Source organism: Sphingomonas sp. Root710, assembly GCF_001429065.1.
Taxonomy (GTDB): Bacteria; Pseudomonadota; Alphaproteobacteria; order Sphingomonadales; family Sphingomonadaceae; genus Rhizorhabdus.
In genome coordinates this window covers 1,841,069-1,864,470 of sequence record NZ_LMIB01000001.1, presented here as the reverse complement: position 1 = coordinate 1,864,470, position 23,402 = coordinate 1,841,069, and the positions used below count along the sequence as shown (strand labels likewise).

Sequence of the window (23,402 nt, the reverse complement as noted above, 5' to 3'; positions counted from 1 at the left end):
CCCATGATGGTAGGCCCACAGATCGACCAGGCGACCGGTAAATTCSGCGCCATAGCACATTGGGAAGCGGCCTGATCAAGGGCCGGATTGCCTTGATGGAGACAAGGGCGCGTAGCGCCCGCCGGCTTCATCAAGGCAGTCATGACCGGCCAGCAGGTCTCTAAAGAGAAGTTGTCGACACAACCCTTTGGAGGCTGACCGATCATGACCAAGCATAAATCTACTCCATCCGATACCGTCCTGGTAGCCATCGATATGTCCAAGCATCGCCAGGAGGTTCTGCTTGAACGACCGGAAGGCGGCCGCCGTCGTCGTATGACCGTGATGGCGACGAAGGCGGATTACGACCGGCTGGCGGATGATCTCACTGCGATTGGACGACCTATCATCGTCGGATTCGAAGCGACCGGTAATTATCATCGCACGCTGGCACATCGATTGCTGTGCGCCGGTTTCGAGCTGCGCCTGATTTCGTCGGTTGCTTTGGCACGGACGCGCGAAGCGCTGCACAATGGCTGGGACAAGAACGATTCCAAGGATGCCCAGGTGATCCTGCACATGCTCCGGATCGGCGCGACCCAGCGCTACGTCGATCCACTGGCCGCCGGCATCAACGATCTGCAGGAGATGTCGAAGACACACGAAGCCATTTCCAAGGCGAAGACCCAGACTTGGCATCGGATCCTCACACATTATTTGCCGCTGTATTTCCCGGAGATCGAGCGCTTCGCCGGTAATAGCCGGTCCGATTGGTTCCTGGCGCTGATCGAGCAGTTTCCGACCCCGGGCAGCATCACCTCGATCGGGCGCGAGGCTTTCACCGAACAGGCTTGGCCGCTGATCGGCCGCAAGGTCTCCAAGGCGCAGGTGGTCAAAGACATCTACGAGACCGCCTGCGCATCGATAGCGTTGCCGATCCACGAGGATTCCACCGCGATCACGATGTTCCGTATGGTCATCGCTCAGGCGCGTACTCTGATACAGCAACGCAACGAGATCGAACGCATCGCTCATGACGCGCTGGTCATGAGCCGCGACTATCAGCTCCTGCGCATGATCCCGGGGATCGGTCCGATCAATGCCCTGACGATCCTCGCGGAGGCCGGTGATCTGCGCCGCTTCAGCCACCACCGCCAGTTTCTCAAGTTCTGCGGCCTCGATCTCGCTACCTGTCAGTCAGGCATGTTCCGCGGGCGGACCAAGCTATCGAAGTATGGCAATGCTAGGCTGCGTCGTACCTTCTGGATGGCGACCCAACGCGACAACAGTTTTCGCGACAAGCTCTCTCGCTATGTCGCCGGTCATCCCAATGATCCTGATCGCCGCCGCAAGGCGATGACTGCGCTCACCGCTGTTGCGCGACGATCTGGATGAGACGGTAGCGACGATCAGGATGAGAAGCGCTGACCGCGACGGAAGGTATTTTGGTGGGTTTGATTGTCGCTGGCAAGGCCTAAGTCTCATCGTGATTGTCGGGGAGCGTCACGTCGGTGTTTTTGATTGTCGCGACCTTGGCGGGGCGGCCGGCGCCATGCTGCTTGCGGTCTATGGCGGTGCGGCGTCTATAGCTTTCGACGTTCATTTCGAAGATCGTGGCATGATGAACGAGCCGATCGACGGCGGCGAGCGTCATGGCGGGATCTGGGAAGACGCGGTTCCATTCGCCGAACGGCTGGTTGGCTGTGATGAGCAGCGACCGCCGCTCGTATCGCGCGCTGATCAGCTCGAACAGGACCGAGGTTTCGGCCTGATCCTTGGCGACGTAGGCGAGGTCATCGAGGATCAGCAGGTCGAACCGGTCGAGACGATTGATCGCGTTTTCCAGGGCGAGCTCGCGCCGCGCGACCTGCAGCTTCTGGACGAAGTCCGATGTGCGGGCGAACAGAACGCGCCATCCCTTTTCGATGAGCGCGAGGCCGATCGCCGAGGACAGATGCGATTTGCCCCCGCCAGGTGGACCGAACAGGATCAGGTTCGCGCCCTTTTCCAGCCAGCCATCGCCGGCGCAGATCGCCATAACCTGTGCCTTGGAGATCATCGGCACCGCGTCGAAGTCGAACGTGTCGAGCGTCTTGCCCGGCAGCAACCTGGCGTCGGCCAGATGTCGCTCCATCCGGCGCCGGTCGCGTTCTGCGATCTCATGCTCGGCGATCGCGCTGAGGAACCGCGCTGCCGGCCATCCCTCCTTGTCGGATCGTTCGGCGAACGTCGGCCAGAGCTGCTTGATGGTCGGCAGTCGCAGCTCGTTGAGCATGAGCGTCAGCTTGGTCGCGTCAATGCTGTGGGTCATGCCAGTTCCTCCGCACGAGGAGAGAGCAGCGCTTCGTACGCGCTGAGCGGAACCAGTTCGACGACCACCTCGGGTAGCGCGGCCAGATCCGGCGCGAACCGCGCGCGCAGCATTGCCATATCAGGCATGCCCTTCGGCATCGCCAGCAGCCCCTCCAGGACTGCCCCGAGCTCGGCCTCGCAGGCCCGTTCATGCGCGAGGCTGAGCAACTCGACCATGGTCCGGCACGCCATCCGCTCGGCAAGCCGTTCGAGCAGCCGGTCGAACATCCGACGGTACGCTTCGCGCGGGAACAGCTGGTCGCGATACACCAGGTTGAGCAGCGCCATCGGCTTGCGCCGCAGCGCATGGATCACATGGCGGTAATCGACCACATGACCATGTTTTCCGCTGCTCTCGGCACGGCCGCGCGGCAGCGTCATCAGTGGCGTGCCGCCCAGGAACAGCTCGAGGCGATCATCGTAGAGCCGCACCCGCAGCCGGTGCCCGATGAGCCGCGAGGGCACGGTGTAAAACACCTTGCGCAGCGTGAAGCCGCCCGACGACGTCACCAGCGCCAGCACCTCCTCGTAATCGCTCGTGCGCCGGTCCGGCAGTGCTTGAAGGACGACCCGCTCGGCATCGATCCGTTTCGCGCACCGCGCATTCTTGCGCGCGACGATCTCGTCGATGAAGCGGCGATAGTCCGGCAGATCGTCGAAGTTGGCCGACCCACGCATCAACAACCCGTCACGCACCGCTGCCTTCAGATGACCGTGTGCGCTTTCGATCGTTCCATTTTCATGCGCCACGCCCCGGTTATTGCGCGTCGGCTCCATCCGGTAATGCCGGCACAGCGCGTCATATCGCTGCGTCAGATCCTCGCGCGCCGACGCATCCAGATTGCGGAACGCCGCCGACAGGCTGTCGCTGCGATGCTCGCGCGGTGCCCCGCCAAGTGCCCACAGCGCGTTCTGCAGCCCCTCCGCCAAGGCGACATAGCTTTCACCGCCCAGGATCACATGCGCATGCTCGAAGCCCGAACAAGCAAGCCGGAAGTGATAAAGCCGGTGATCGAGCACGACCCCGGCGATGCGCACGTCCAGATCGGCCATGTCGGTAAAATCCGACAACCCCATCCGCCCCGGCTCGTGAACCTGGCGGAAGATCACGTCACGATCCGGCCCGCGCAGCGCCCGCCAGTTGCGGATTCGCCGCTCCATCGTCCGCCGCACCCCATCGGGCAGCGCGGGATGACGGCGCCGCATTTCCTCGAACACCGCTACCGCCCGGATTCCCGGCGCCGCTTCCAGCAGCGGCACAACCTCGGCGTCAAAGATATCAACCAGCGGATCGGGCCGCCGGCGTCCTCGCTGCACCTTCTTCTGCGATGGCAACTCCATGCCTTGCTCGATACGATAGGCCGTCGCCGTGCTGAACGCCGCACATACCGCCGCCGTGCGCGGCGACAATGTTTGTCTCATCTTCATATACAACCTCACCTGGTGATCGTTGACGTGTCTCCCGGGCACAGATCCCCCTTCCAGGGATTTAGCCGCTCCGGCAGATCGCGATCACCACCGCGTCTTCCCCCCCACAGGAAAAGACGCGGACGGCGTGTGGTTGTCACTCCTCGGGGCTCCGCCCCTCATCGCGACAACCACACGCCGTCGTTCTCATCTAGATTGTCGCGCCTTTCTCATCCTGCACCGCCAAGATGGCGCGCGTTGCGCACGCCGTCATCAAGACGGGAACCGAGTACCGTCCGTTCGTTGAACGGGCGGACACCAGATGGAAGGACCCCTCTCTGTGGAGCCGTGAGGGCGCAACTGCGACCCTGTAGATAATGTTCGGGCCTTCCATCTGGCATCCGTATCTCATTTTAAGGACGGTAAGGGCCACGGCCGGTGCGGCCGCTGGATCCTGTGTTTGCTATGGCCGAGAGCGCATTCCTTGACGATGGAAGCCATCTGGATCACATATCAACCAGCGCCGATCATCCTCGGCGCAATGAGACCTGCTGATCATTTTCCGCCGCTGCTTCCCTACATAGGACGTTATCGGCAAACAGATATTTGGGCGCTCCGCGTTGTCGCGCTCCGCGTTGTCCCCCGAGCGCCGATCATCCTCGGCGCAATGAGACCTGCTGATCATTTTCCGCCGCTGCTTCCCTACATAGGACGTTATCGGCAAACAGATATTTGGGCGCTCCGCGTTGTCGGGCCAGTCGGTTGAGTACCTCGACCACATGCTCGCCGCGCAGACGCTGGCCAACCTCGATCGCCAGCGCCTCGCGGCTGAACACATCGACCACCGTCAGCATACGGATCTTCTGTCCATCGCTCAGCTGGTCGTGGACGAAGTCCAGGCTCCAAGCCTCATTCGGCTGCTGCGGCTTAGGCCGGGCTTGCCGATGCACGATCATCTTGCGTCGTCGCGGCTGTTTTGTCCGCAAAACCAAGCCTTCTTCGCGGTATAGACGATAAACGACGTTCTTGCCGACCTGCCAGCCTTCGCGCTTCAGCATGACATGGACACGGCGATAGCCATAGCGGATTCGCGTCGCCACGATCTCATGCATGCGCTGCCGGACCGCAGTGCGCGGGTCTCGCCTGCTCGGGCTACGCTGTGTCGATCGATGCTGTCGTGTCACCAGACAGGCCTTGCGCTCGCTGTAGCCGTGAGACGCCACGACATAAGCTACAACGTCCTTCATGAGCGCTGGCCGGGAAACTTTTTTGACAGCACATCCTGCAGCACGGCTTTGTCCAGGCTCAACTCGGCGACCAACTTCTTGAGCCGATTATTCTCCTCCAGAACCTGCTTCAGCTCACGGACCTGATCCGATTCCAGACCGGCATATTGCCGCTTCCACCGGTAGTAAGTCTGTTCGGTGATCCCAACGCGGCGGATCAAATCCGCTACCGGCATGCCAAGCTCGGCCTGCTTCAAAACCGACACGATCTGTTCAACCGAAAATCGCTGCTTCTTCATCGACGTACCTCCCTCCAAAAAGGAAATGCGCCGGAAAAACTAACTTACCGTTTGGACCAATTTTTCCCGATCACCTCACCGCCGATCACCTCANCGCACGTCGCGGGCAAGATCGGGATACAAAGCAGGGAGCTTTCCGACCCTGGCAGCCGCATCTTACGTTTCTGGCCTGCCCGTCACCCAGGAGGCCGACACGATCTGTTCAACCGAAAATCGCTGCTTCTTCATCGACGTACCTCCCTCCAAAAAGGAAATGCGCCGGAAAAACTAACTTACCGTTTGGACCAATTTTTCCCGATCACCTCACCTCACCAGCGGCACGAGAGCTGGGCGGAGCGCTTGCCCGACCAGCCGCAAGATCTCTGGGAGGCGCTGATCGCGCTCAGCGCCGAGGATCAGGCGGCGCTTTTCGCACATTGCGCGTCGTTCGGCATCAATGCGGTCTGGGAGCCGGCCAATCGCTATAATGAAGGCCGCGTCTCCGCACGGACCGTCTCAGGCCGGATCGAGCATGCCCAAGTTCTCGGCCGCGCCGCCGAGCTCGACATGGTCGCAGCGGGCTGGACCGCCACGGTCGACAATTACCTCGGCCGCGTCACGAAGGTCCGCATCCTGAGCGCGGTGGGCGAGGCCAAGGGTGCCGGGGTCGCGGCGCGCCTGACCGGTCTCAAGAAGCCCGACATTGCGAAGGAAGGCGAACGCCTGCTCGCCGGCAGTGGCTGGCTCGCCGAGCCGTTACGCACCCCGACCATCGAACCGGTCGAAGAACCGGCGGCCATCGACGGTGAACCGGCCGTGGAGTCCGAAGCGGCGCCGGAGCACGATAACGGGCAAGGCGAAGAGTCCTTCGCCATTGCGGCTGAATAGCTCGGACCAAGCTGGGGCCTGTCGCATGGCAGGCCCCATTTTCTTCGGAGACATCTATGGCCTCCATCGCTTCGAACCTGTCGCGGCAACTCGCCGACAATGCCGAGGCCGTATGCCGCCGCTATCTGTCCAAGGGTCACAAGGAAGGCCGCTATTGGCTCGTTGGCGATGTTCACAACACGCCCGGCCGCAGCCTCTATGTCCGTCTATCCGCGTCTCCGGACGGGCGCGGTGCTGCCGGCAAATGGACCGACGCGCAGAATGGCGATCATGGCGACCTGCTCGACATCATCGCCGCCGCCCGCGATTGCAGCACCATGCGCGAGACGCTCGATGAGGCTCGCCGCTTCCTTAGCATGCCGATCCCGCCGCCGACCGAGGATGCACCCACGCGTCGCGCCAAGGCTCCGACCGGGACGCCCGCCGCTGCTCGCCGTCTACGGGCGGCATCGCAACCGATCCTTCGCAGCCTGGCCGCGACCTATCTCGCAGGCCGGCACATCACCGATCTCTCCGGCTGCGAGGCGCTCGGCTACCATCCGCATTGCTGGTATCGCGCTTCGGAAGACGACGATCCCGATGTCTGGCCCGCATGGCCCGCGATGATCGCCGCCGTCACTGATCTGCATGGCACAATCACCGGCGTGCATCGGACCTGGCTGACGCCCGATGGGTCCGACAAGGCGCCCGTCGCCTATCCTCGTCGGGCCATGGGCCATTTGCTCGGGCACGGCGTCCGCTTCGGACGGAGTGGACGTGTCATGCTCGCCGGCGAGGGCATCCCGGCCGATCTAAGTGATGCTCCGCAGGGTCCCGATCCATTTCTCTGCTTATCCATTTTTCCCAAATGCATCAATAATGAGGCGTGTCGTTTCTTTAAAATGTGACGTTACAGCATCGACTAAGCCATCGGCATCGCGAGTAAGAGCTTTTTTTACGATTTTTCGGTGCTCATTATCAACATTCCTCTTCGGGCTAAATCCAGTTTTATAGGTCAAGCCCCGGTAACGCTCTGACTGTTCATATAGCGAGGCGTGAAGTGCAAGCAATCTGGGACTGCCGCACGCACTGACAAGGGCCGCATGGAACATCGCATGATTGTGAGCCCATGCCTGCCGAGGGCTGCTGTCAGGGTGGATTTCACTACGCAAACAATGCTCAGCCGCCAAAATCCTTCCCTCCCATGCGACGTCACCATTGTTAACCGAACGGCGCAGTGCAATGGCTTCAACTTCACATCGAAGGTCTGTAAGATCCTCAAGATCATTGACGGAGAGAGGGGCAACGACAAAGCCGCGCTGATCACGCGATAATACAAGTCTTTCAGGGACAAGCCGAGATAGTGCCTCGCGCACTGCACCGGGGCTGACATTTAGCTCGTTGGCCAACAACTGGATCTTGAGCTTTGTATCTGGAGCGTGCCTGCCCGATAAAATGTCTGAACGAATTACCTCATAGGCGAACGTAGCTTGGCTGCGAGGCTCCTCCGCAAACGAAAGCAGATTATCTTGATTCTGAGACAACATCGTTGGTTAACCAAATTATAGACGAAATGAGTATGGCACAGTGCCACTCCTGGCGCCACAGTTTACTACCGCATCCGCGACAGCCGCATAATGTGACCCGCGTTAAGGGTGTCGGCGATGGGTGTGCTGTAGGATGCCGTATCCGCTCCGTCTGCGGCAGCATCATGTCGTGCCTCGGCTTCGGCAACCGGGATGTTGCCGATGGAAATGAGCAATCGTCGATGGTTGAACCAGTCAAAACCCGATTGCGCCGTACCAGGCCGTTTCGAAGCTGCGCGGAAACAGATTCGTTCGGCGCCTTATCGAGAAATGCAAACATGACTGCGCCACCGCCGATCCTTTAAAGTGCGCTCGACAACACCCGTCTGTCGTCAATTATCTGAAGAAAATAAGTCCTTGAGCACGATTGCCGCAGCATTTCGTCCTCCGGCGCCATGTATGCCGCCACCGGGAAAAATGCCCGGGCCGGCGAGGTACAGGCGAGATACACTGGTCCTGTATTGATCCGCACCCATGCGCATGAGCATGCGACGTTCGACTCCGTTTGAGCGGTTGAAGCTTGCCTCAAATGGCATAAGATCGGAGCCGTTTATCAAGTGCCCGCGCCACATCTCAGCGAACGCTTCCGGATACATGTTTGCCACCATCTGCCATGTCGCTTCGTCCAACCGTTGTCCGGCGGCAAAGCTGCTCTCGGCTTCACCCAGGTGCTCGCCTGGCGGAGCCATGCTCCTGTCCCAAAGGCTATGTACGCGAACAATGCCGGCTGGCCGGGCGAGCCGCCCGCTACGGACATCAGCGAGATTGGCCAGAACGTCGGCAGGTGAAGTGAAACCGACCGCTGTTTTCAGGCAATGATTGATTTGGCCGTCATGTCGCGCCGAAAGGTAACTGGGCGGTCGGTGCAGGCGGAATGCGGCGCTCCCGATCGTAGTTGATTGCTGCGCGCGAAAGGCTGAAAGACTTGCCCGTTCCGTTGGCGAGATGCTGTCTGCAGGCAGCATCTCGTCGAAAAGCTGCAGGATTGGTGCAGCGAACACGACTGCTCGCGCAGCCCGGAAAGTGCCATCAGCCGTCTCGACACCCACCGCCTGATTGCCGTCGAGGAGAACGCGGACAGCTCGGGAAGATAGAATAAAGTCGACACCGACAGAAATTGCGACTCTGTGGAGAGCATGTACATAGCTCTCCATTCTTCCCAAAGGTAAAGTCCAGCGCCCCGCAATCCATATGGAGTACCCCAGAAAGGCCAGATCGCTTCCTGTCTCGTGCAAATCCACGCCAGTCTCGATGGCGAGTACGTAAAGTAAAAGTCTTATCTCAGGCGTCCGAAATAATGTGTCGATCAACGATTGGGCCGTGGCACGGCCCGATGCACTCCCAGGAAGCATCCCCTTGAACGTGCGCGCGATGGTAGAGCGCTGCCGTTCCATCCAGGCTGGATCGGGTGGCGCATACAAGCTATCCTGCAAGAGGGAGGACAGCGCAGCGCTACGAGACTTCAGCCGGACATAAGTGCGCGCATCTTCAGCCGAGTAGGCAGCCAAGCTTGCCCGGGTTAGTGGCAGCAGGTCCGGCCGGTGTAAGATGACTGGCGGGCGACCGTCGGCAAAAGCAACCCCAAGTTGAGCTTCAGGTTGCACCACGCTCACGCCAAGCGTGTCGGGCGCAACGGCTCTTGGCATGAGATCGGTGAACTGGAGCACGTTTGCGTGCGGACTATGCCGGTATCCGGGCTGGGGTTCCGCCGCCAGAGCGAGGCCGCCGACCTGTTCATGCTGTTCCACCAACGCAACCGACAAACCCGAATCAGCAAGATGGAGCGCGGCTGCTAAGCCATTATGGCCCCCGCCGACTATAATAACATCATAGGTATGCTGATCGCTCACCCGGCTTTGCACCGACACACGCCGAACCATTGTTCCGGCAGATCGTCAAAGCCGGGCATGCGCCTTAAATCCGAAAAAAAGCTCGATCAAAAGCCAATTCCGACAGTGACACCATATGTTCGCGGCGAGCGATAAGTGGTCTGCCTAAAAATGCCTTGAGAAGCACTGACCTCCGTCGTGGTGCTAATGATTCGCTTATTGGTCAGATTTCGCCCCCATAACGCAAGCGACAGCCCGGATTCAGTGTTGCGAAAGGATAGTCGCCCGTTTATTGTACCTACCGCCTTCTGGCTAGTATTTCTAAGATTTTCAAACGGTGTGTAATAGATACGACTCTGATAGCCATATTCTGCGCGAGCGCTAGACCTCCACGACCCACCAAGAGCTGCCTCATACTCCAGGCCGAGATTTGTGGAGAATTCCGGAGTGTTCGTCATGCGATTACCGGTAGCATCTCGCGTAATAGCTCCAATCGGCACATCGAAGGGGAACGTCGAAGGGCCGATCCCATCGGAAGCCGCCGGGAAGCTGGTATACACGGCGTGAAGATAGGACGCATTGCCATCCACCGAGAAGCCAGATCCAAGCGTGGCACGGAAGTCAGCCTCGACTCCTTTGATGCGTGCCTTAGCCGCGTTTATCACGCGAACCGCCGGAATACCGCTGGGCAATGCAAATATCGTCGTAACTTGAAGGTCGCTATAGTCCATCAAAAATGCCGCAACATTAAACATGACCTTTCTGTCAAAAAGCATGGACTTCAAGCCGATTTCGTAATTAGTCACCTTCTCCGGTGCGAACGGCGCCGTGTCGAACAGGCCGGCATTGAACCCACCCGCCTTGAACCCTCTGGCATAAGTCGCGTAGAAATTGAGGTCGCTAGTCGCTTTCCATTGTAATGTAACTTTCGGCGTGAACGAGTTGAAACTTTTGGTCTCGTCTATGACTTCCAGAGGGAAGGCAACTGGGGGAGTCAGAAGACTAAGCTGGCTAGTTTCGAAATCACTGTTTTTCTCGTGAGAGTAACGAGCGCCAAGTGTAATACTGAATCCAGACCCCAGTTCATAGCTAGCCTGCCCAAAGGCTGCATAAGATTTGGTACGGTAAGGATCGTAGGTAAGCGTAAGATCCAGGCCAGCGACCGGGATAATGGCGTTTTGGTAAAATGTACGCTTATTATCAAGGTAGAATCCGCCAATTAGCCATTGGAGCGGGCTATTGCTATTGGAAGATAAATTGAACTCCTGTGAGAACTCGGAGTTTGTCTCCTTGCGAATGTTCAGATTTACGAAATCAGCTGCGGATGCATCAGCGTCGAAGGGCGTATTTGATTTTCCGCGGCGCACTCCCGTCAAAGAGGTCATCGTTGCGAAACCCAAATCCCAGCTCAGCTTAAGGCGCGCACCATAGGCTATGATATCTTGGAAATTCGGCGAATTCCGCGTGGAGTCGTAACCCGTCGCGTTAGGAAAACCGGATAATGTGTTGAGAAGTGGCGCCTGCGGGAAGAGTGGAGTTACCTCTTCAGCAAACGTCGATTTCTGATGAGCATAATCTGCGGAAATCTGAACCGTCAAGTTGTCCGTGGCATCGAGCTCAAGTTTGGCACGCACGGCATTGACGTCGTTTCCATTGACGCGAGTGCCGTCATTCAGATTTCGCCCATAACCGTCGAGATTGCTCGTCTTAAATGCTACTCGAGCCCGAAGTCGGTCGCCGATGACTGGACCGCTGATGAACCCCTCAGCTTCGACTAAACCATAGTTTCCCACGGTTACCTGTGCGCCTGCTCGATTGTCGCTCGTCGGATCGCGAGTGATGATATTAATAGCACCACCGGTGGCATTGCGGCCGTAGAGAGTACCTTGTGGGCCGCGCAACACCTCTACGCGATCAACGTCAAAAAACGCCCCGGTCTGATCGTAACGGTTTGCAAGATAGATCCCATCGAGGTGGGCGGCAATTGCCGATTCCACACCAACATCGCTGTTTATTCCGCGAATTGATGTCCGGATTGTTCCGTTTCGATCCTGCCCGATGTTCAAACCCGCAGAAATAAACTGCAAATCAGCAAGGTTGCGCGTCCCCGAACTCGCTATGCGATCGCCACTGAAAGCGCTGATAGAGATCGGGACGGATTGGATCGTCTGAGAGCGCTTCTCAGCGGTGACAACGATTTCCTCGAGAGAACCATTCTGCTCTGTGACTTGGGAAGGCGTCCCATTTGCCTGAGCCTGAGCTGAGCTCGGCAGCATGATGGCTGCTACGCCAGCAGCTACAGCGATAGCTGAGCAGTCATTGGCAATTACAATTGTTTTTCCTTTACGTTTATCTGAGTAACAAGTCATATACCATCCTCCCTATATCTCGAATCTTACCGCATACTCAAAGTATGTTTATGTTATTTCAACATGTACTATATCAAAATAGATAATGTTGTGCAAGATATTGTTAAAAGTTGACGGTGACATTTATTGTATGCGAATAAATACTATTACCATATTTCTGTATATATAATCACCAACTAGCCATTAGATCTCAACACCCTCGACGCCTGATCCCTCGCCGAGCGCATAAAAATAAGATCAAGCTTAAAAAAAAATACTTTCTCTCGAAAAAGATGTCAAGCGGATTGCGGGGCTGGCGATAGATGCTATGCGCTGTCTCAATCTGGCGCGCCGCGCAGTTGCCGTGTCGGGCCGCCTCCAGCTTCACTGTCGACGGCCGGTCGGAATTGCCGGATGGTAAACGGGCACCGCGGACAGCGCGGCCGAAGTCAAACCTGGGCCATGCCGCCGTCGATAAAAATTTCGCTGCCTGTCATGAAGCTGCTCTCGTCGGATGCGAGAAACAATGCGCCGGCCGCGCTTTCCTCCGAATTGCCCATCCGGCCAAGAGGCGTCTGCGCAACGAGCGCGGCGACAATTTCGTCCTTATGTCCCGTGCTCTCAAGTCCGTTCATCAGGCCCGGCGTAGTCGTCGTCCCTGGTGATAATACGTTGACACGGATTCCCGTTCCCTTGAGATCAAGCGCCCAACTGCGCGCGAAATTCCGAATGGCGGCTTTCGTGGCGCTGTAAACACTGCACGCAGCCGCTCCCTTCGCGCCAGTCGTTGACCCAGTCAGGATAATGGAGCCACCTGCCGTCATGAGCGGAAGTGCCTTCTGAACCGTGAACAAGGTTCCTCTGACATTTATGTTGAAGACTCGATCAAACTCCTCCTCGGTGATGGTGCCTAGCGTTTCAAGCGATGCGACCCCGGCGTTCGCGAAAAGCACGTCAAGCCGCCCCGTCCGGGCTCTTATCGCCGCAAAGAGGCGGTCGAGGTCCGCTAAGCTAGATACGTCTCCCCGAACTGCGGTTACAGACGATCCGATGCTTGCGATCGCCTTGTCGAGCTCATCTTGACGACGCCCGGTGATAAAGAGTTCAGCGCCCTCGGCGACAAACAATTTTGCTGCAGCCAAACCAATGCCGCTGCTGGCGCCAGTTATTACTGCGGTCTTACCAGTTAGTCTTTTCATTACTGCACCCATCCTAAAATGCTGGATCAGATCATAGCTGACCCAGCGGCAATATGCATGGCGCAGAGCGACCGGACATACCCGGGAGCGCGCGTCGCCGGTGAAGTTTGAGAAATCATATTCTAATTGCCAAAAAGAATATTTTCTGTCAACAGTCGGCGTTGGCCTGATCAGGCGCTTTGGGTTCAAACCGAATGTGGACAGATGAGGCGGTCGTTCCGGAGAAGGTTAGCTTATGTTGGGCGAAACAAACTGTGTTGCAGAACTCGATCTCAATCTGTTCACTGATGAAAACCTTCGCGCGCCTTTCGAAGCGTATAGGACAATTCGAGATGCTGGGCCTGTGGTTCGCCTCCCGTTTTCTGACGTGTATGCCATTGGTCGGTTTGCCGATGTGCAAACCGCGCTTCGTTCATCGGCGTCCCTGATCAATGGAGAAGGTGTCGGGTTCAGCGAAGAATGGAACGCTACGCGTGGCACCAACGTGCTGCAAATGGACGGGCGCGCGCATGCGAAGTTGCGGGCAGTCGTCATGCGGCCCTTGGCGCCATCCAAACTCAAGGAAGTACGCAGTGAGCTAAAGCGTTTAGTGCGCGCACGAATTAGCGCACTCGTCGACGCAGGATGGTTTGATGCGATGAAGGACTTGGCGGCGTTTCTGCCAGTTGAGGCGGTGTCTCATCTGGTTGGATTGCCGGAAGCTGGTCGCGAACGGATGCTCGAATGGGCGGGAGCGAGTTTCAATATGATCGGGCCTAATCCTAACGATGCTGACATCGTTGCGACCGCAGGTGTGCGGCCATTTATGGCAAGCCTCACACCCGAGACAGTGAAAGACGGGGGTTGGACGGACGATCTGTTCAAGGCCGTCGACGCCGGCCGACTAACGCTTGCCGAGGCAACGAGCGCAATCAGCGCTTATGTCATTCCAAGTCTCGATACGACGATTCTGGCAAAGGGACATCTTCTGCACGATCTTGCTACTCATCGCGAGCAGTGGGACATGGTTCGCGCAAATCCAAGCAAAATACCTGCAGCGGTTTCGGAAAGTGTGCGTCGAAACTCTGTCTTGCGTTGGTTTGCGCGCGTTGCAGTTGAGGAGTATGGCGTTGACAATGTCACCGTGCCCAAAGGAGCCAGAGTGATGCTCCTTTATGGTTGCGCCAACCGGGATGAGCGTCGGTATCGAGAACCGGATAAATTCGACATCGACCGTGACGCGCGTGATCAGTTGGCTTGGGGCACCGGCACGCATATGTGCGCGGGAGTGCACCTGGCGCGCCTTGAGATGGAAGTCATGCTTGAAGCGCTTGTCGAGGCCGATGTAAGTTTGTCCTCCGCACCGCCCACACCCGGAATTAACCGCGGCCTTTTCGGGTATACGGAACTGCCCCTCCGGATCGATCGGCGTGGCACGCAAAGGACAGATCAAAATACCAATGGTTAGTTGTTTTGCTGTTGTCGGCCCCTCACCCGGGCCGTCTCGCTAATAAGGCATATAATCGCAACACATCGGCAAACTGCCTATCAGACAATCAAGGTGAAGCATGACTAGCGATAAATATGAGTCTTCGGATTTCACGGCTGTTAGACCAGATGCGCCACCAGCAATACCGGCCGGGAGCGGAAGATTACCCGTTCCGGGTTCGCTTCAGCCACTCCGTGCCAAGTTAGACTATGAGGCCCTGCGTCAACAACGCATGAAGGAAGTTGACGAGGAAACACGACTTATCAACGCACCGTTTGGCAGTATGCCTGAGTTTGATCCGGCTCCGCTGCCCGATCCTGGCGTTTTGGCTCCCGGCCTCAAGGCCTGGACTCTTAATGTTCCTGGCCCAGCGGGCGCGCTTCCGATGCGAATTTACATGCCTGAAGATCGCAGGGAGGGACCTATCGGTTTATATTTTCACGCGCACTCTGGCGGTTGGGCGACCAATGATGGTCTAGAGGCGTGCGACACCGAAAACAGCGCTTACGCAATCGCATGGGGCTGTGCCGTCGCCCACGTCGACTTTCGCGTGTCGTGGAAAGCGAAATTTCCTGCCGCCGTCGAAGATTGCTACGCGGCGTATAAATTTATTCTGGATCACGCCGACGATCTGGGCATCGATAGGACCAGGATTGGCGTCGGCGGCGGATGCACCGGAGCGAACCTGGCGACGGTCGTTTCATTGATGGCGCGCGATGAGGGCATTCAGGCGCCAGCTGTGCAGTGGTTGTGGTCGGCGGTTTTCGACACTAGAAATTGCGCACGCTCATACGACGAATATGCAAACTATGGTCTGACGCGGGAACTCGCGGAAACGGTCACCCGACTGTATCTGCGATCGACAGAGGACATGTTCGATTGGCGCGCTTCGCCAATACTTGCGCCTTCACTGGCCGGGCTACCTCCGGCGATCATTTGGGCCGGCGAGTGGGAAATCCTGCGTGACGAGGCCAGAGCCTATGCTGCACGCCTTTCTGAAGCGAGCGTGGACGTCACCTATATCGAAGGCCCCAAGCAGCCGCACGGCGGCATTTATGCCAACAACCCCAAAACGGGGAAGCCCACGCGCTACTCGCAAGAGACCTTGCCGAAGGTAAACGCACTGATGAGGCGCTTCATTGGGCCCGATGATCCCCTAGTCTAATTTTCCGGCGTAGGCAGTTGGCGAGAGTGGCAGACGCGGCATGCTGCCGCTGAGAATCTGATACGAAGGCGGAGGTCGTCCGCCGCGAGCCTGCCCAAACACAAGCATTAAAACGCGCAACCGGGGCACAACGGGCCACCTAATCCGTGCTGCTCCTCCAATTCGATATGAGCGCATCTGCGCAAACGATTTACCTAGAATTATATCTAGACACATTAAAAATATTTTTTTATAGCCTTAGTTAAGGGCGTTGCGGTTTGCCGGAATGCTTGGGCGCGTCATGAGCCGCGACGGTTCCTGAACGAGCAATCGAGCTGAGGTTGTGTCTCCCAAGTTCCGCGCTCCACCGCGCGCCAAGTGAGCAGGGCAGCGCCCCAAAAAAGGGATAAGGCATGATTGAGACAAGTCTCCAAGGATCTGTCCTCGAAATTTTGATCGCTAATCCTCCAGTGAACGCATTGGGGGCTGGGGTCCGCAAGGGGCTTGAAAGGGCGTTACGCGAAGCGATTCTTGACAGCGCGGTGAAGGCGATCGTGGTACGTGGTACCGGAAAATTCTTTTCTGCCGGCGCGGATATAAGCGAGTTCGACAATACGATTCCTGATCCGCAGCTGCCGGACATCATCAATCTGATGGAAACAAGTCCAAAGCCGGTTGTGGCCGCCATTCACGGATTAGCGTTTGGCGGCGGACTCGAACTTGCTCTTGGCGCGCATTATCGCATAGCCACACCTATAGCGAAACTTGGCTTGCCTGAAGTGGCGCTCGGCATTCTGCCTGGCGCTGGTGGGACGCAGCGGCTCCCGCGGATTGTGGGCGTCGAAGCTGCGCTTGAGATGATTGTGAGCGGCGCACCGATTTCCGCCGCCAAGGGCGCAGAAATTGGCTTGATCGACAAGCTAGCGGAAAATGAAGATTTGGCTCAGCAGGCCACCGCCTATGCGCGCACTCTGACGGCTCCGCGCCCAACTGGTGCCCGCGAGGTTACGGCTGACCCAGCCGTCTTCGAACAATTCGCTACAAAGAATGCTCGCAAAATAGATGGGTTGGACGCGCCCAAGGCGTGCATCGAAGCAGTCCGGGCTGCAGTAATCCTGCCGCTGGCACAGGGGCTTGAGCGAGAACTGGCATTCTTCCACGAATTGGTGGTTGGTCAGCAGTCCGAGGCGTTGCGGCATGTCTTCTTTTCCGAGCGGATGGCCGCTAAGATCGATGATCTGCCAAAGGAAACCACGCCGCGAAAGATTGCGAAGGTTGGCATCATCGGTGCTGGCACGATGGGCGGTGGAATTTCCATGAACTTCCTATCGGCCGGAATTCCAGTCACCATTGTCGATATGGCCCAGGAGGCGCTAGATCGCGGCATCGCTGTCATTTGCAGGAATTACGAAGCAACGGCTGCGAAGGGGCGCCTGACGACGGAGCAGGTCGGGACGGCGATGACGTTACTGACATCGTCGTTGGACTTCGGGGAACTCGCGGACTGCGACCTTATCATCGAAGCGGTCTACGAAGACATGGATATCAAGAAGCGGATCTTCGCTCGGCTCGACGAAATCGCGAAGCCGGGCGCGATACTTGCATCCAACACATCCTATCTTTCGATAGACGACATCGCCGACGTCACGTCGCGACCGGGTGACGTCGTTGGCCTGCATTTCTTTTCGCCGGCCAACATCATGAAGCTTGTCGAGGTCGTGAGGGGTGCGAAGACGGCGGCGGACGTGTTGGCAACGGCGATGGATTTGGCGCGTCGTATCGGCAAGCAGCCTGTCGTTTCCGGTGTTTGCTACGGCTTCATCGGCAATCGGATGCTTTTGCCACGGATCGATGGCGCGATAGACATGCTTGTGGAAGGCGCAACGCCTCAGCAGGTCGACCGTATCTCCGTGGACCTGGGAATGCCTATGGGGCCACTGCAGATGATGGATCTGGCGGGGCTCGATCTGGGTTGGCACCGGGACGTGAGCCGCATTGAAAGCGTGCGGGATGCGCTTTGCGCTGCGGGACGCTGGGGGCAGAAGACCGGCTGCGGCATCTACGACTATGATGATAAGCGCCGACCATTGCCTTCGCCTGCCGCTCAGTCGATCATCGACGCTTTTCGCGAGAAATCCGGGATTGTTCCACGCGCGATTTCCGATGAGGAGATCACGGCCCGTACGCTGTATGTCATGGTCAACGAGGGTGCCAAGATACTCGAGGAGGGCATCACCCAGCGTGCATCGGACATCGATGTCGTCTGGCTGAACGGATATGCCTGGCCGCGGCACACTGGCGGCCCGATGTATTGGGCCGAACATCTCGTCGGTCTTGAGGCGGTGGTTCAAAACCTGAATGCATATTCCAGGTCAATGGGCGAAAGCTTCTCGCTTTCGCCGCTGCTTGTGCGCGCAGCAACCAACCGGACGTCTTTCGAGGACGCCCGCGGCAAGCTCGGAGCGGGAAGCTGATGGCTGATCGTTTCGACGTGCCGAAAGGGGGCTTGAGCGCGACGCTGGAATACGCCTCAGCCCGGTACTCCGAATGGCTTTTGGTTGACCAGACGATGATCGACAGATTCGCGGATCTGACGTTGGATCGTCAGTATATCCATGTGGATCCGGTTCGTGCGGCTGAAACGCCGTTCGGGGGCACGGTCGCGCACGGCTTCCTGACCTTGGCGCTGCTGACACATCTTTTCGAAAACACACAAGGGGCGATTGCGCCCGGTGTTCAGATGCTGGTCAATTACGGCTTCGATCGGGTGCGGTTCATTCACCCTATCCGCGCTGGCGCTCGGATAAGGGGCGCCTTCACATTGATCGACCTTGTCGAAAAGCGGCCCGGCCAATTTCAGCAAACCCATGAGGTTGTCATCCAGGTGGAAGGCCTCAGCAAGCCTGCGATGGTAGCGAACTGGGTCACTCAATATCTTCAGTGAACTTGCAAAGAAGGGATTGCATCTTGCGCGAAGCCGTCATCGTTTCCACCGCCCGCACTCCGATCGGTCGGGCGTTTCGTGGCGCGTTCAACGCTACGCCTTCACCGACCCTCGCGGCTCACGCAATCCGCGCCGCGGTAGAGCGTTCGAGGATCGATCCAAGGGAGCTCCGGGACGTGGTATTTGGTTCGGCGTTGCCGCAGGGCGTGCAGGCGACCATCGGTCGTACCGCAGCGTTGCGTGCCGGACTTCCGATTGACGTCGCGGGCATGACGATCGACCGGCAATGTGCGTCTGGCCTCATGGCAATAGCAACAGCGGCCAAACAAGTGATCGTCGACCGCATGGATGTCGCGCTGGCCGGAGGTGTCGAGTCTATCTCGATGGTGCAAACCCCGGAACTGCGGGTGGACGCCGATCCGGAACTTGTCGCCCTGGTTCCGGCCATCTACATGCCCATGCTGCAGACCGCCGAAACAGTAGCCAAACGCTACGGTATTTCGCGTGAGCGCCAAGATGAATATAGCCTGCGGTCGCAGCAACGAACCGCCAGCGCGCAAGCTGCGGGAGCGTTCGACTCAGAGATCGTGCCAGTTACGGCGATAATGTCGGTTGCCGATAGAACCACCGGTGAGATTTCGCGCAAGGAAGTCACGCTCGACGAGGACGAGGGCAATCGTCCCGAGACGACCATAGAGGGGCTTGCTGCATTAAAGCCCGTCATTGAAGGCGGCGTCATCACAGCGGGCAACGCTTCACAGCTATCCGATGGTGCTTCTGCCTGCATAGTAATGGATGCGCGGCTTGCCGAACGACGTGGATTGGAACCGCTTGGCCGCTACGTCGGGATGGCGGTTGCCGGCACCGAGCCGGATGAGATGGGAATCGGCCCGGTGTTCGCAGTTCCCAGACTGCTGGATCGCTTCGGCTTGAAAAACGAAGACATCGGCCTGTGGGAATTGAACGAGGCGTTCGCCGTTCAAGTGCTTTACTGTCAGGACAAGCTTGGCATTCCCGACGAGCGGCTAAACGTCAACGGCGGCTCGATTTCAATCGGCCATCCCTATGGCATGACGGGAGCCCGTTGCACCGGTCATGCGCTGATCGAAGGCAAGCGGCGCGGCGCCAAATATGTAGTCGTCACAATGTGTGTCGGCGGAGGAATGGGCGCGGCGGCCCTGTTCGAGGTTTTCTGATGCGGAGGAGAACCGATTACGGGTGCATCCGATTGGACATTGGCAAGATCAGGCACAGATAAGGAACAATTCATGGACGTCACGACTGGCACGGACCATCTTCTTGCGACTCTTGACGGTGCCGTCCTCACATTGACATTGAACCGGCCACAGTCCCGTAATGCGATGTCTGACGAAATGCTGGAGGCGTTGGCCGAACAACTTGCTCGCGCCGAGGTATCTCCAGATGTGAGAAGCATTGTGCTGACCGGCGCCGGTCGTGGTTTTTGCGCCGGCGGGGACGTGAAGGCAATGGCCGATCCGCAGGCAGGCGCTGCGCCGGACATGTCCATTGACGAAAAGATCCATCTTCAGAGAATTATCCAGCGCCAAACGGCCGGACGGCTGTTTCATATGCCCAAACCGACTATCGCCTTCATCAACGGTGCCGCCGCAGGCGCAGGTTTGGTGCTCGCGCTTTCCTGCGACCTGCGAGTGATGTCGACCGATGCATTTCTCATGACCGCGTTCGCCAACGTGGGAGTTTCCGGAGACTTCGGTGGGACATATTTCATGACTAGGCTGGTTGGCGCCGCGATGGCGCGCGAGCTTTACTATCTTTCCGAGCGCGTTGCGGCAGATCGCGCGCTTCAACTGGGCCTCACGAACTGGTCCATCGAGCCAGACACTGCGGCATCATTCACGATGGAGATCGCCCACCGCCTCGCCAACGGTCCGAGCGTGTCTTATCGCTACATGAAAGAGAATTTAAATCGCGCAATATCAGGGGAAGCAGACGACTGCCTTGATATCGAAGCGACACATCACGTCCACTGCATGGCTACTGCCGATCACCGGGAAGCGACATCGGCCTTCGTGGAAAAGCGAAAGCCAATATTCGTCGGAGCGTGATCGGACCAGGCACTTAAGGGCTTGTCCGGCGGGACAAAGAACTGAGCAATGGCAAGCCATACAAGGGCTTAAAATCGGATTGATGAGCTAATGGCAACGCTTGGGATTCATCAATAAAGTATTGATCTTGTAAAAATATATATATAAGTTCAAGTTAGTACTGCTGGCGCAGTTCGAACCACGCCACAAAAAACGACTTCGCGTCACGGTTCCAGGCGCACCTAAGCGGGATTCCTAGGTATGACAAAAGATCTTTTTTCTCTTGAGGGCCGGGTTGCACTAGTTACCGGTGGATCTGCGGGGATTGGGAAAATGATCGCTGCGGGCTTTGTTGCGCGCGGTGCGCGCGTTTACATTTCATCCCGCAAAGCTGAGATTTGTGATGCCGTTGCCCGAGAACTCTCTGCATCGGGCGAATGCGTTTCCTTGCCTCAAGATATATCGACCGTGGACGGCTGCAAGGCTTTGGCTGCCGCGATCACGAGGAGAGAGCCAACGCTTGACATCCTCGTTAACAATGCCGGCGCGGCGTGGAATGCTCCGTTCGATACTTTTCCTGAGAGTGGATGGGACAAGGTACTCGATCTCAATCTGAAGTCACCGTTTTTCTTGGTCCAGGCGCTTCACGGCGCGCTGAAGAAAGCCGCCAGCCGAGGTTGGCCTGCGAAGGTAATAAATATAGCTTCCGTCGATGGCATTCGACTGAATCCGCTCGAAACCTATTCTTATCAGGCCAGCAAGGCTGGACTAATCCACTTGACGCAGCGCATGGCGGCGAGGTTGATCAAGGATAATATCTGCGTCAACGCTATCGCTCCAGGGCCATTCGCGTCCAATATGAACATTTTCGCACGTGACCAGGCCGATAAGGTGGCGCGCCACATTCCCGCCGGGCGCATCGGGCGCGACGAGGATATACAGGGTGCTGCCGTCTATCTCGCATCGCGCGCCGGTGACTACGCAGTCGGGATCGCGATCGCGGTCGATGGGGGCGCGACTTTCGCACAACCTCTCGAAAGCGGGCAAGGTTGATGATGGCAACTTGCAGATAGAGGGAGGGGTTAAGAAGTGGAAACGCTGCAGTCGACTCAGGTGCTGATCTCCGGAGCCGGACCTGCGGGTCTGGCTCTTGCCATAGAGTTGGGCAGCCGGGGAATTGCGTGTACCCTGATCGAGCGCAATGACCGCGTGGGATACGCGCCTCGCGCCAAGACAACCCACACGCGAACGCGAGAGCATTTTCGAAGGTGGGGGATCGCCGATGCGCTGGCTTCCGCTTCGCCACTGGGTATTGATTATCCTTCCGACATACATTTTGTCACTCGTCTTGGAGGATATCCGCTATCCAAGATCGAAAATGCGTTTAATTGCGCTCCTGATAGAAATGAACTTTACGCAGAGCACTCCCAGTGGATCCCCCAATATCTGGTCGAGCAGATCATGCGAGATCATTTGATATCATTCCCGAATGTGCGTGTTTGCTTCAAGAATGAGCTAATTTCGGCTGAACAGCGCGATCAAGTGGTGATCAGTCGCGTCCGTGACATTGCCAACGGCCAGGAATTCGACGTCGAAAGCGAATATCTGGTAGGCGCCGATGGAGCGCGCTCGTTGGTCAGGGACATTATCGGTGCGAAGATGGAAGGCCAATACGGCTTGGCGCACGCCTATAATATCGTGTTCCGTGCACCTGGACTGGCTGACGCTCACGGGCATGGGCCGGGCATCATGTATTGGCAAACCAATCCTGATATTCCGGGAACAATCGGCCCGATGGATCGGGATGACTTGTGGTACTTCATCCCCGGTAAGGCGGACGAAATAGATGTGCTGGACCAAGCGAGCGCCACTGACCTGATCCGGCGATCAACCGGAATTGACCTGCAGTTCGAGGTGCTCAGCGCAGATGAGTGGGTGGCCAGTCAGTTCATTGCAGACAAATATCGCAAGGGCCGAATGTTCATAGTGGGAGATGCCTGTCATCTCAATCCCCCTACTGGCGGCTATGGCATGAACCTCGGGGTGTCAGATGCAGTGGATCTTGGCTGGAAGTTAGCCGCAGTGCTCCAAGGCTGGGGCGGAAGTGCGCTACTCGAAGCATATGAACAAGAGCGTGGCCCAGTACATAAATTTGTGATAGATGCGGCGGTATCCAATCACGCCACCATGGCACTTCACAGCGAACTGCCAGCGGAGATCGAAGCCGATACGGCGCGAGGCGAGGCGTTGCGAGCTGATCTAGGGAAGAAATTGGCGGCAGGCCGGCTCCAGGAGTTTCAAAGTCTGGGAGTCATGCTCGGATACAGCTATTCCGGATCTCCGATTATCGTGTCCGAACAATGTGAAAAGCCAGCATCGTCGATGCACGAGTATCATCCGACGTCTCGTCCCGGCGCCCGTGCTCCCCACGCATGGCTAGAAAACGGCTGTTCGCTCTACGACACCTTTGGTGAGGAATTCTCTCTGCTCGTCTTTGATGACGCACATGCGGGTGATGTTCAACGCGCGCTTGCCGATGCCGAAGCGCTGAATCTGCCACTGAAAATAGTAATGCTGCATGATGATCGTGTCGCAAAATTATACGAACGTCCTCTGGTTCTTGTTCGCCCTGACCAGCATATCGCCTGGCGCGGTGATCATTGGCCGGGAATATCCGTACTCCAATGCGTTACCGGCAGAACATGTTGA

Annotated in this window: 17 protein-coding genes and 1 pseudogene; 10 read left to right on the top strand and 8 right to left on the bottom strand. The window is 57.6% G+C overall.

From position 1 onward, the window contains the following. On the bottom strand, positions 1–206 hold a 206-nt coding region (locus ASE00_RS24025), incomplete at its 3' end, for a hypothetical protein (RefSeq protein ID WP_235538579.1). Between ASE00_RS24025 and ASE00_RS08760 the strand changes: the two genes are divergently transcribed. Continuing rightward, entirely contained in the window at positions 205–1,374 is a 1,170-nt protein-coding gene (locus tag ASE00_RS08760; RefSeq protein ID WP_056379106.1) for an IS110 family transposase, read from the top strand. The two genes, ASE00_RS24025 and ASE00_RS08760, sit on opposite strands and share 2 nt — an antisense overlap. A 79-nt stretch (positions 1,375–1,453) precedes the next feature. Here the strand turns inward: ASE00_RS08760 and istB are convergent, their stop codons facing one another. From istB to ASE00_RS24020, 3 genes and pseudogenes are all read right to left on the bottom strand, one after another. Further along, positions 1,454–2,290 (bottom strand): IS21-like element helper ATPase IstB, encoded by an 837-nt coding sequence (gene istB, locus ASE00_RS08755; RefSeq protein WP_056379103.1) that lies wholly within the window; start codon positions 2,288–2,290, stop codon positions 1,454–1,456. After that, positions 2,287–3,759 (bottom strand): IS21 family transposase, encoded by a 1,473-nt coding sequence (gene istA / locus ASE00_RS08750; protein WP_056379101.1) that lies wholly within the window; start codon positions 3,757–3,759, stop codon positions 2,287–2,289. Before istA ends, istB begins: the two co-directional genes overlap by 4 nt. Before the next feature lie 692 nt (positions 3,760–4,451). Continuing rightward, positions 4,452–5,263, bottom strand: a pseudogene (locus ASE00_RS24020) (IS3 family transposase); the annotation flags it as partial. A gap of 923 nt (positions 5,264–6,186) precedes the next feature. Here ASE00_RS24020 and ASE00_RS08725 point away from each other — a divergent pair. Next, positions 6,187–7,017, top strand: coding sequence for a DNA primase (locus ASE00_RS08725; RefSeq protein ID WP_200957892.1), 831 nt, complete (start codon positions 6,187–6,189; stop codon positions 7,015–7,017). Here ASE00_RS08725 and ASE00_RS22880 read toward each other — a convergent pair. The 4 genes from ASE00_RS22880 to ASE00_RS08700 form a co-directional block, all read right to left on the bottom strand. After that, positions 6,961–7,656: a GntR family transcriptional regulator gene (locus ASE00_RS22880; RefSeq protein ID WP_082594534.1), complete on the bottom strand. Its 696-nt coding sequence runs from the start codon at positions 7,654–7,656 to the stop codon at positions 6,961–6,963. The genes ASE00_RS08725 and ASE00_RS22880 overlap by 57 nt on opposite strands. A gap of 371 nt (positions 7,657–8,027) precedes the next feature. Beyond that, a complete protein-coding gene (locus ASE00_RS08715; protein ID WP_162256427.1) occupies positions 8,028–9,545 on the bottom strand; it encodes a phytoene desaturase family protein in 1,518 nt (505 codons plus the stop codon). 86 nt (positions 9,546–9,631) lie between these two features. Beyond that, on the bottom strand, positions 9,632–11,893 hold the full coding sequence (locus tag ASE00_RS22875; RefSeq protein ID WP_082594533.1) for a TonB-dependent receptor: 2,262 nt from the start codon (positions 11,891–11,893) through the stop codon (positions 9,632–9,634). Positions 11,894–12,321: 428 nt separating this feature from the next. Beyond that, positions 12,322–13,071: an SDR family NAD(P)-dependent oxidoreductase gene (locus ASE00_RS08700; RefSeq protein ID WP_056379082.1), complete on the bottom strand. Its 750-nt coding sequence runs from the start codon at positions 13,069–13,071 to the stop codon at positions 12,322–12,324. A gap of 235 nt (positions 13,072–13,306) precedes the next feature. On the opposite strand from ASE00_RS08700, the gene ASE00_RS08695 reads away from it, so the two are divergent. The 8 genes from ASE00_RS08695 (at position 13,307) to ASE00_RS08660 (ending at position 23,402) form a co-directional block, all read left to right on the top strand. Then, positions 13,307–14,518, top strand: coding sequence for a cytochrome P450 (locus ASE00_RS08695; protein ID WP_056379080.1), 1,212 nt, complete (start codon positions 13,307–13,309; stop codon positions 14,516–14,518). 253 nt (positions 14,519–14,771) lie between these two features. Continuing rightward, the gene (locus tag ASE00_RS08690; RefSeq protein WP_056379078.1) at positions 14,772–15,704 is read left to right on the top strand and encodes an alpha/beta hydrolase; all 933 of its coding nucleotides are present in this window, start codon (positions 14,772–14,774) and stop codon (positions 15,702–15,704) included. Positions 15,705–16,096: 392 nt separating this feature from the next. Beyond that, a complete protein-coding gene (locus tag ASE00_RS08685; protein WP_056379076.1) occupies positions 16,097–18,157 on the top strand; it encodes a 3-hydroxyacyl-CoA dehydrogenase NAD-binding domain-containing protein in 2,061 nt (686 codons plus the stop codon). After that, positions 18,157–18,627, top strand: a complete 471-nt coding sequence (locus tag ASE00_RS08680) for a MaoC family dehydratase (RefSeq protein WP_056379074.1) — start codon at positions 18,157–18,159, stop codon at positions 18,625–18,627. The genes ASE00_RS08685 and ASE00_RS08680 overlap by 1 nt, the downstream gene beginning before the upstream one ends. 23 nt (positions 18,628–18,650) lie before the next feature. Beyond that, entirely contained in the window at positions 18,651–19,823 is a 1,173-nt protein-coding gene (locus tag ASE00_RS08675; protein ID WP_056379474.1) for an acetyl-CoA C-acyltransferase, read from the top strand. Positions 19,824–19,895: 72 nt separating this feature from the next. Next, positions 19,896–20,714: an enoyl-CoA hydratase gene (locus ASE00_RS08670; protein WP_056379071.1), complete on the top strand. Its 819-nt coding sequence runs from the start codon at positions 19,896–19,898 to the stop codon at positions 20,712–20,714. Positions 20,715–20,954: 240 nt separating this feature from the next. Next, entirely contained in the window at positions 20,955–21,746 is a 792-nt protein-coding gene (locus ASE00_RS08665) for an SDR family oxidoreductase (RefSeq protein WP_056379070.1), read from the top strand. Positions 21,747–21,782: 36 nt separating this feature from the next. Continuing rightward, complete coding sequence (locus ASE00_RS08660; protein WP_200957891.1) at positions 21,783–23,402, top strand: FAD-dependent monooxygenase; 1,620 nt, start codon at positions 21,783–21,785, stop codon at positions 23,400–23,402.

Excerpts from the sequence above, each read along its gene's own strand:
- istB (WP_056379103.1), bottom strand. The coding sequence starts at position 2,290 with ATGACCCACAGCATTGACGCGACCAAGCTGACGCTCATGCTCAACGAG.
- ASE00_RS22880 (WP_082594534.1), bottom strand. The coding sequence starts at position 7,656 with ATGTTGTCTCAGAATCAAGATAATCTGCTTTCGTTTGCGGAGGAGCCT.
- ASE00_RS08725 (WP_200957892.1), top strand. The coding sequence starts at position 6,187 with ATGGCCTCCATCGCTTCGAACCTGTCGCGGCAACTCGCCGACAATGCC.
- ASE00_RS08695 (WP_056379080.1), top strand. The coding sequence starts at position 13,307 with ATGTTGGGCGAAACAAACTGTGTTGCAGAACTCGATCTCAATCTGTTC.
- istA (WP_056379101.1), bottom strand. The coding sequence starts at position 3,759 with ATGAAGATGAGACAAACATTGTCGCCGCGCACGGCGGCGGTATGTGCG.
- ASE00_RS22875 (WP_082594533.1), bottom strand. The coding sequence starts at position 11,893 with ATGACTTGTTACTCAGATAAACGTAAAGGAAAAACAATTGTAATTGCC.
- ASE00_RS08670 (WP_056379071.1), top strand. The coding sequence starts at position 19,896 with ATGGACGTCACGACTGGCACGGACCATCTTCTTGCGACTCTTGACGGT.
- ASE00_RS08665 (WP_056379070.1), top strand. The coding sequence starts at position 20,955 with ATGACAAAAGATCTTTTTTCTCTTGAGGGCCGGGTTGCACTAGTTACC.
- ASE00_RS08680 (WP_056379074.1), top strand. The coding sequence starts at position 18,157 with ATGGCTGATCGTTTCGACGTGCCGAAAGGGGGCTTGAGCGCGACGCTG.
- ASE00_RS08700 (WP_056379082.1), bottom strand. The coding sequence starts at position 13,071 with ATGAAAAGACTAACTGGTAAGACCGCAGTAATAACTGGCGCCAGCAGC.
- ASE00_RS08685 (WP_056379076.1), top strand. The coding sequence starts at position 16,097 with ATGATTGAGACAAGTCTCCAAGGATCTGTCCTCGAAATTTTGATCGCT.
- ASE00_RS08760 (WP_056379106.1), top strand. The coding sequence starts at position 205 with ATGACCAAGCATAAATCTACTCCATCCGATACCGTCCTGGTAGCCATC.
- ASE00_RS08690 (WP_056379078.1), top strand. The coding sequence starts at position 14,772 with ATGAAGGAAGTTGACGAGGAAACACGACTTATCAACGCACCGTTTGGC.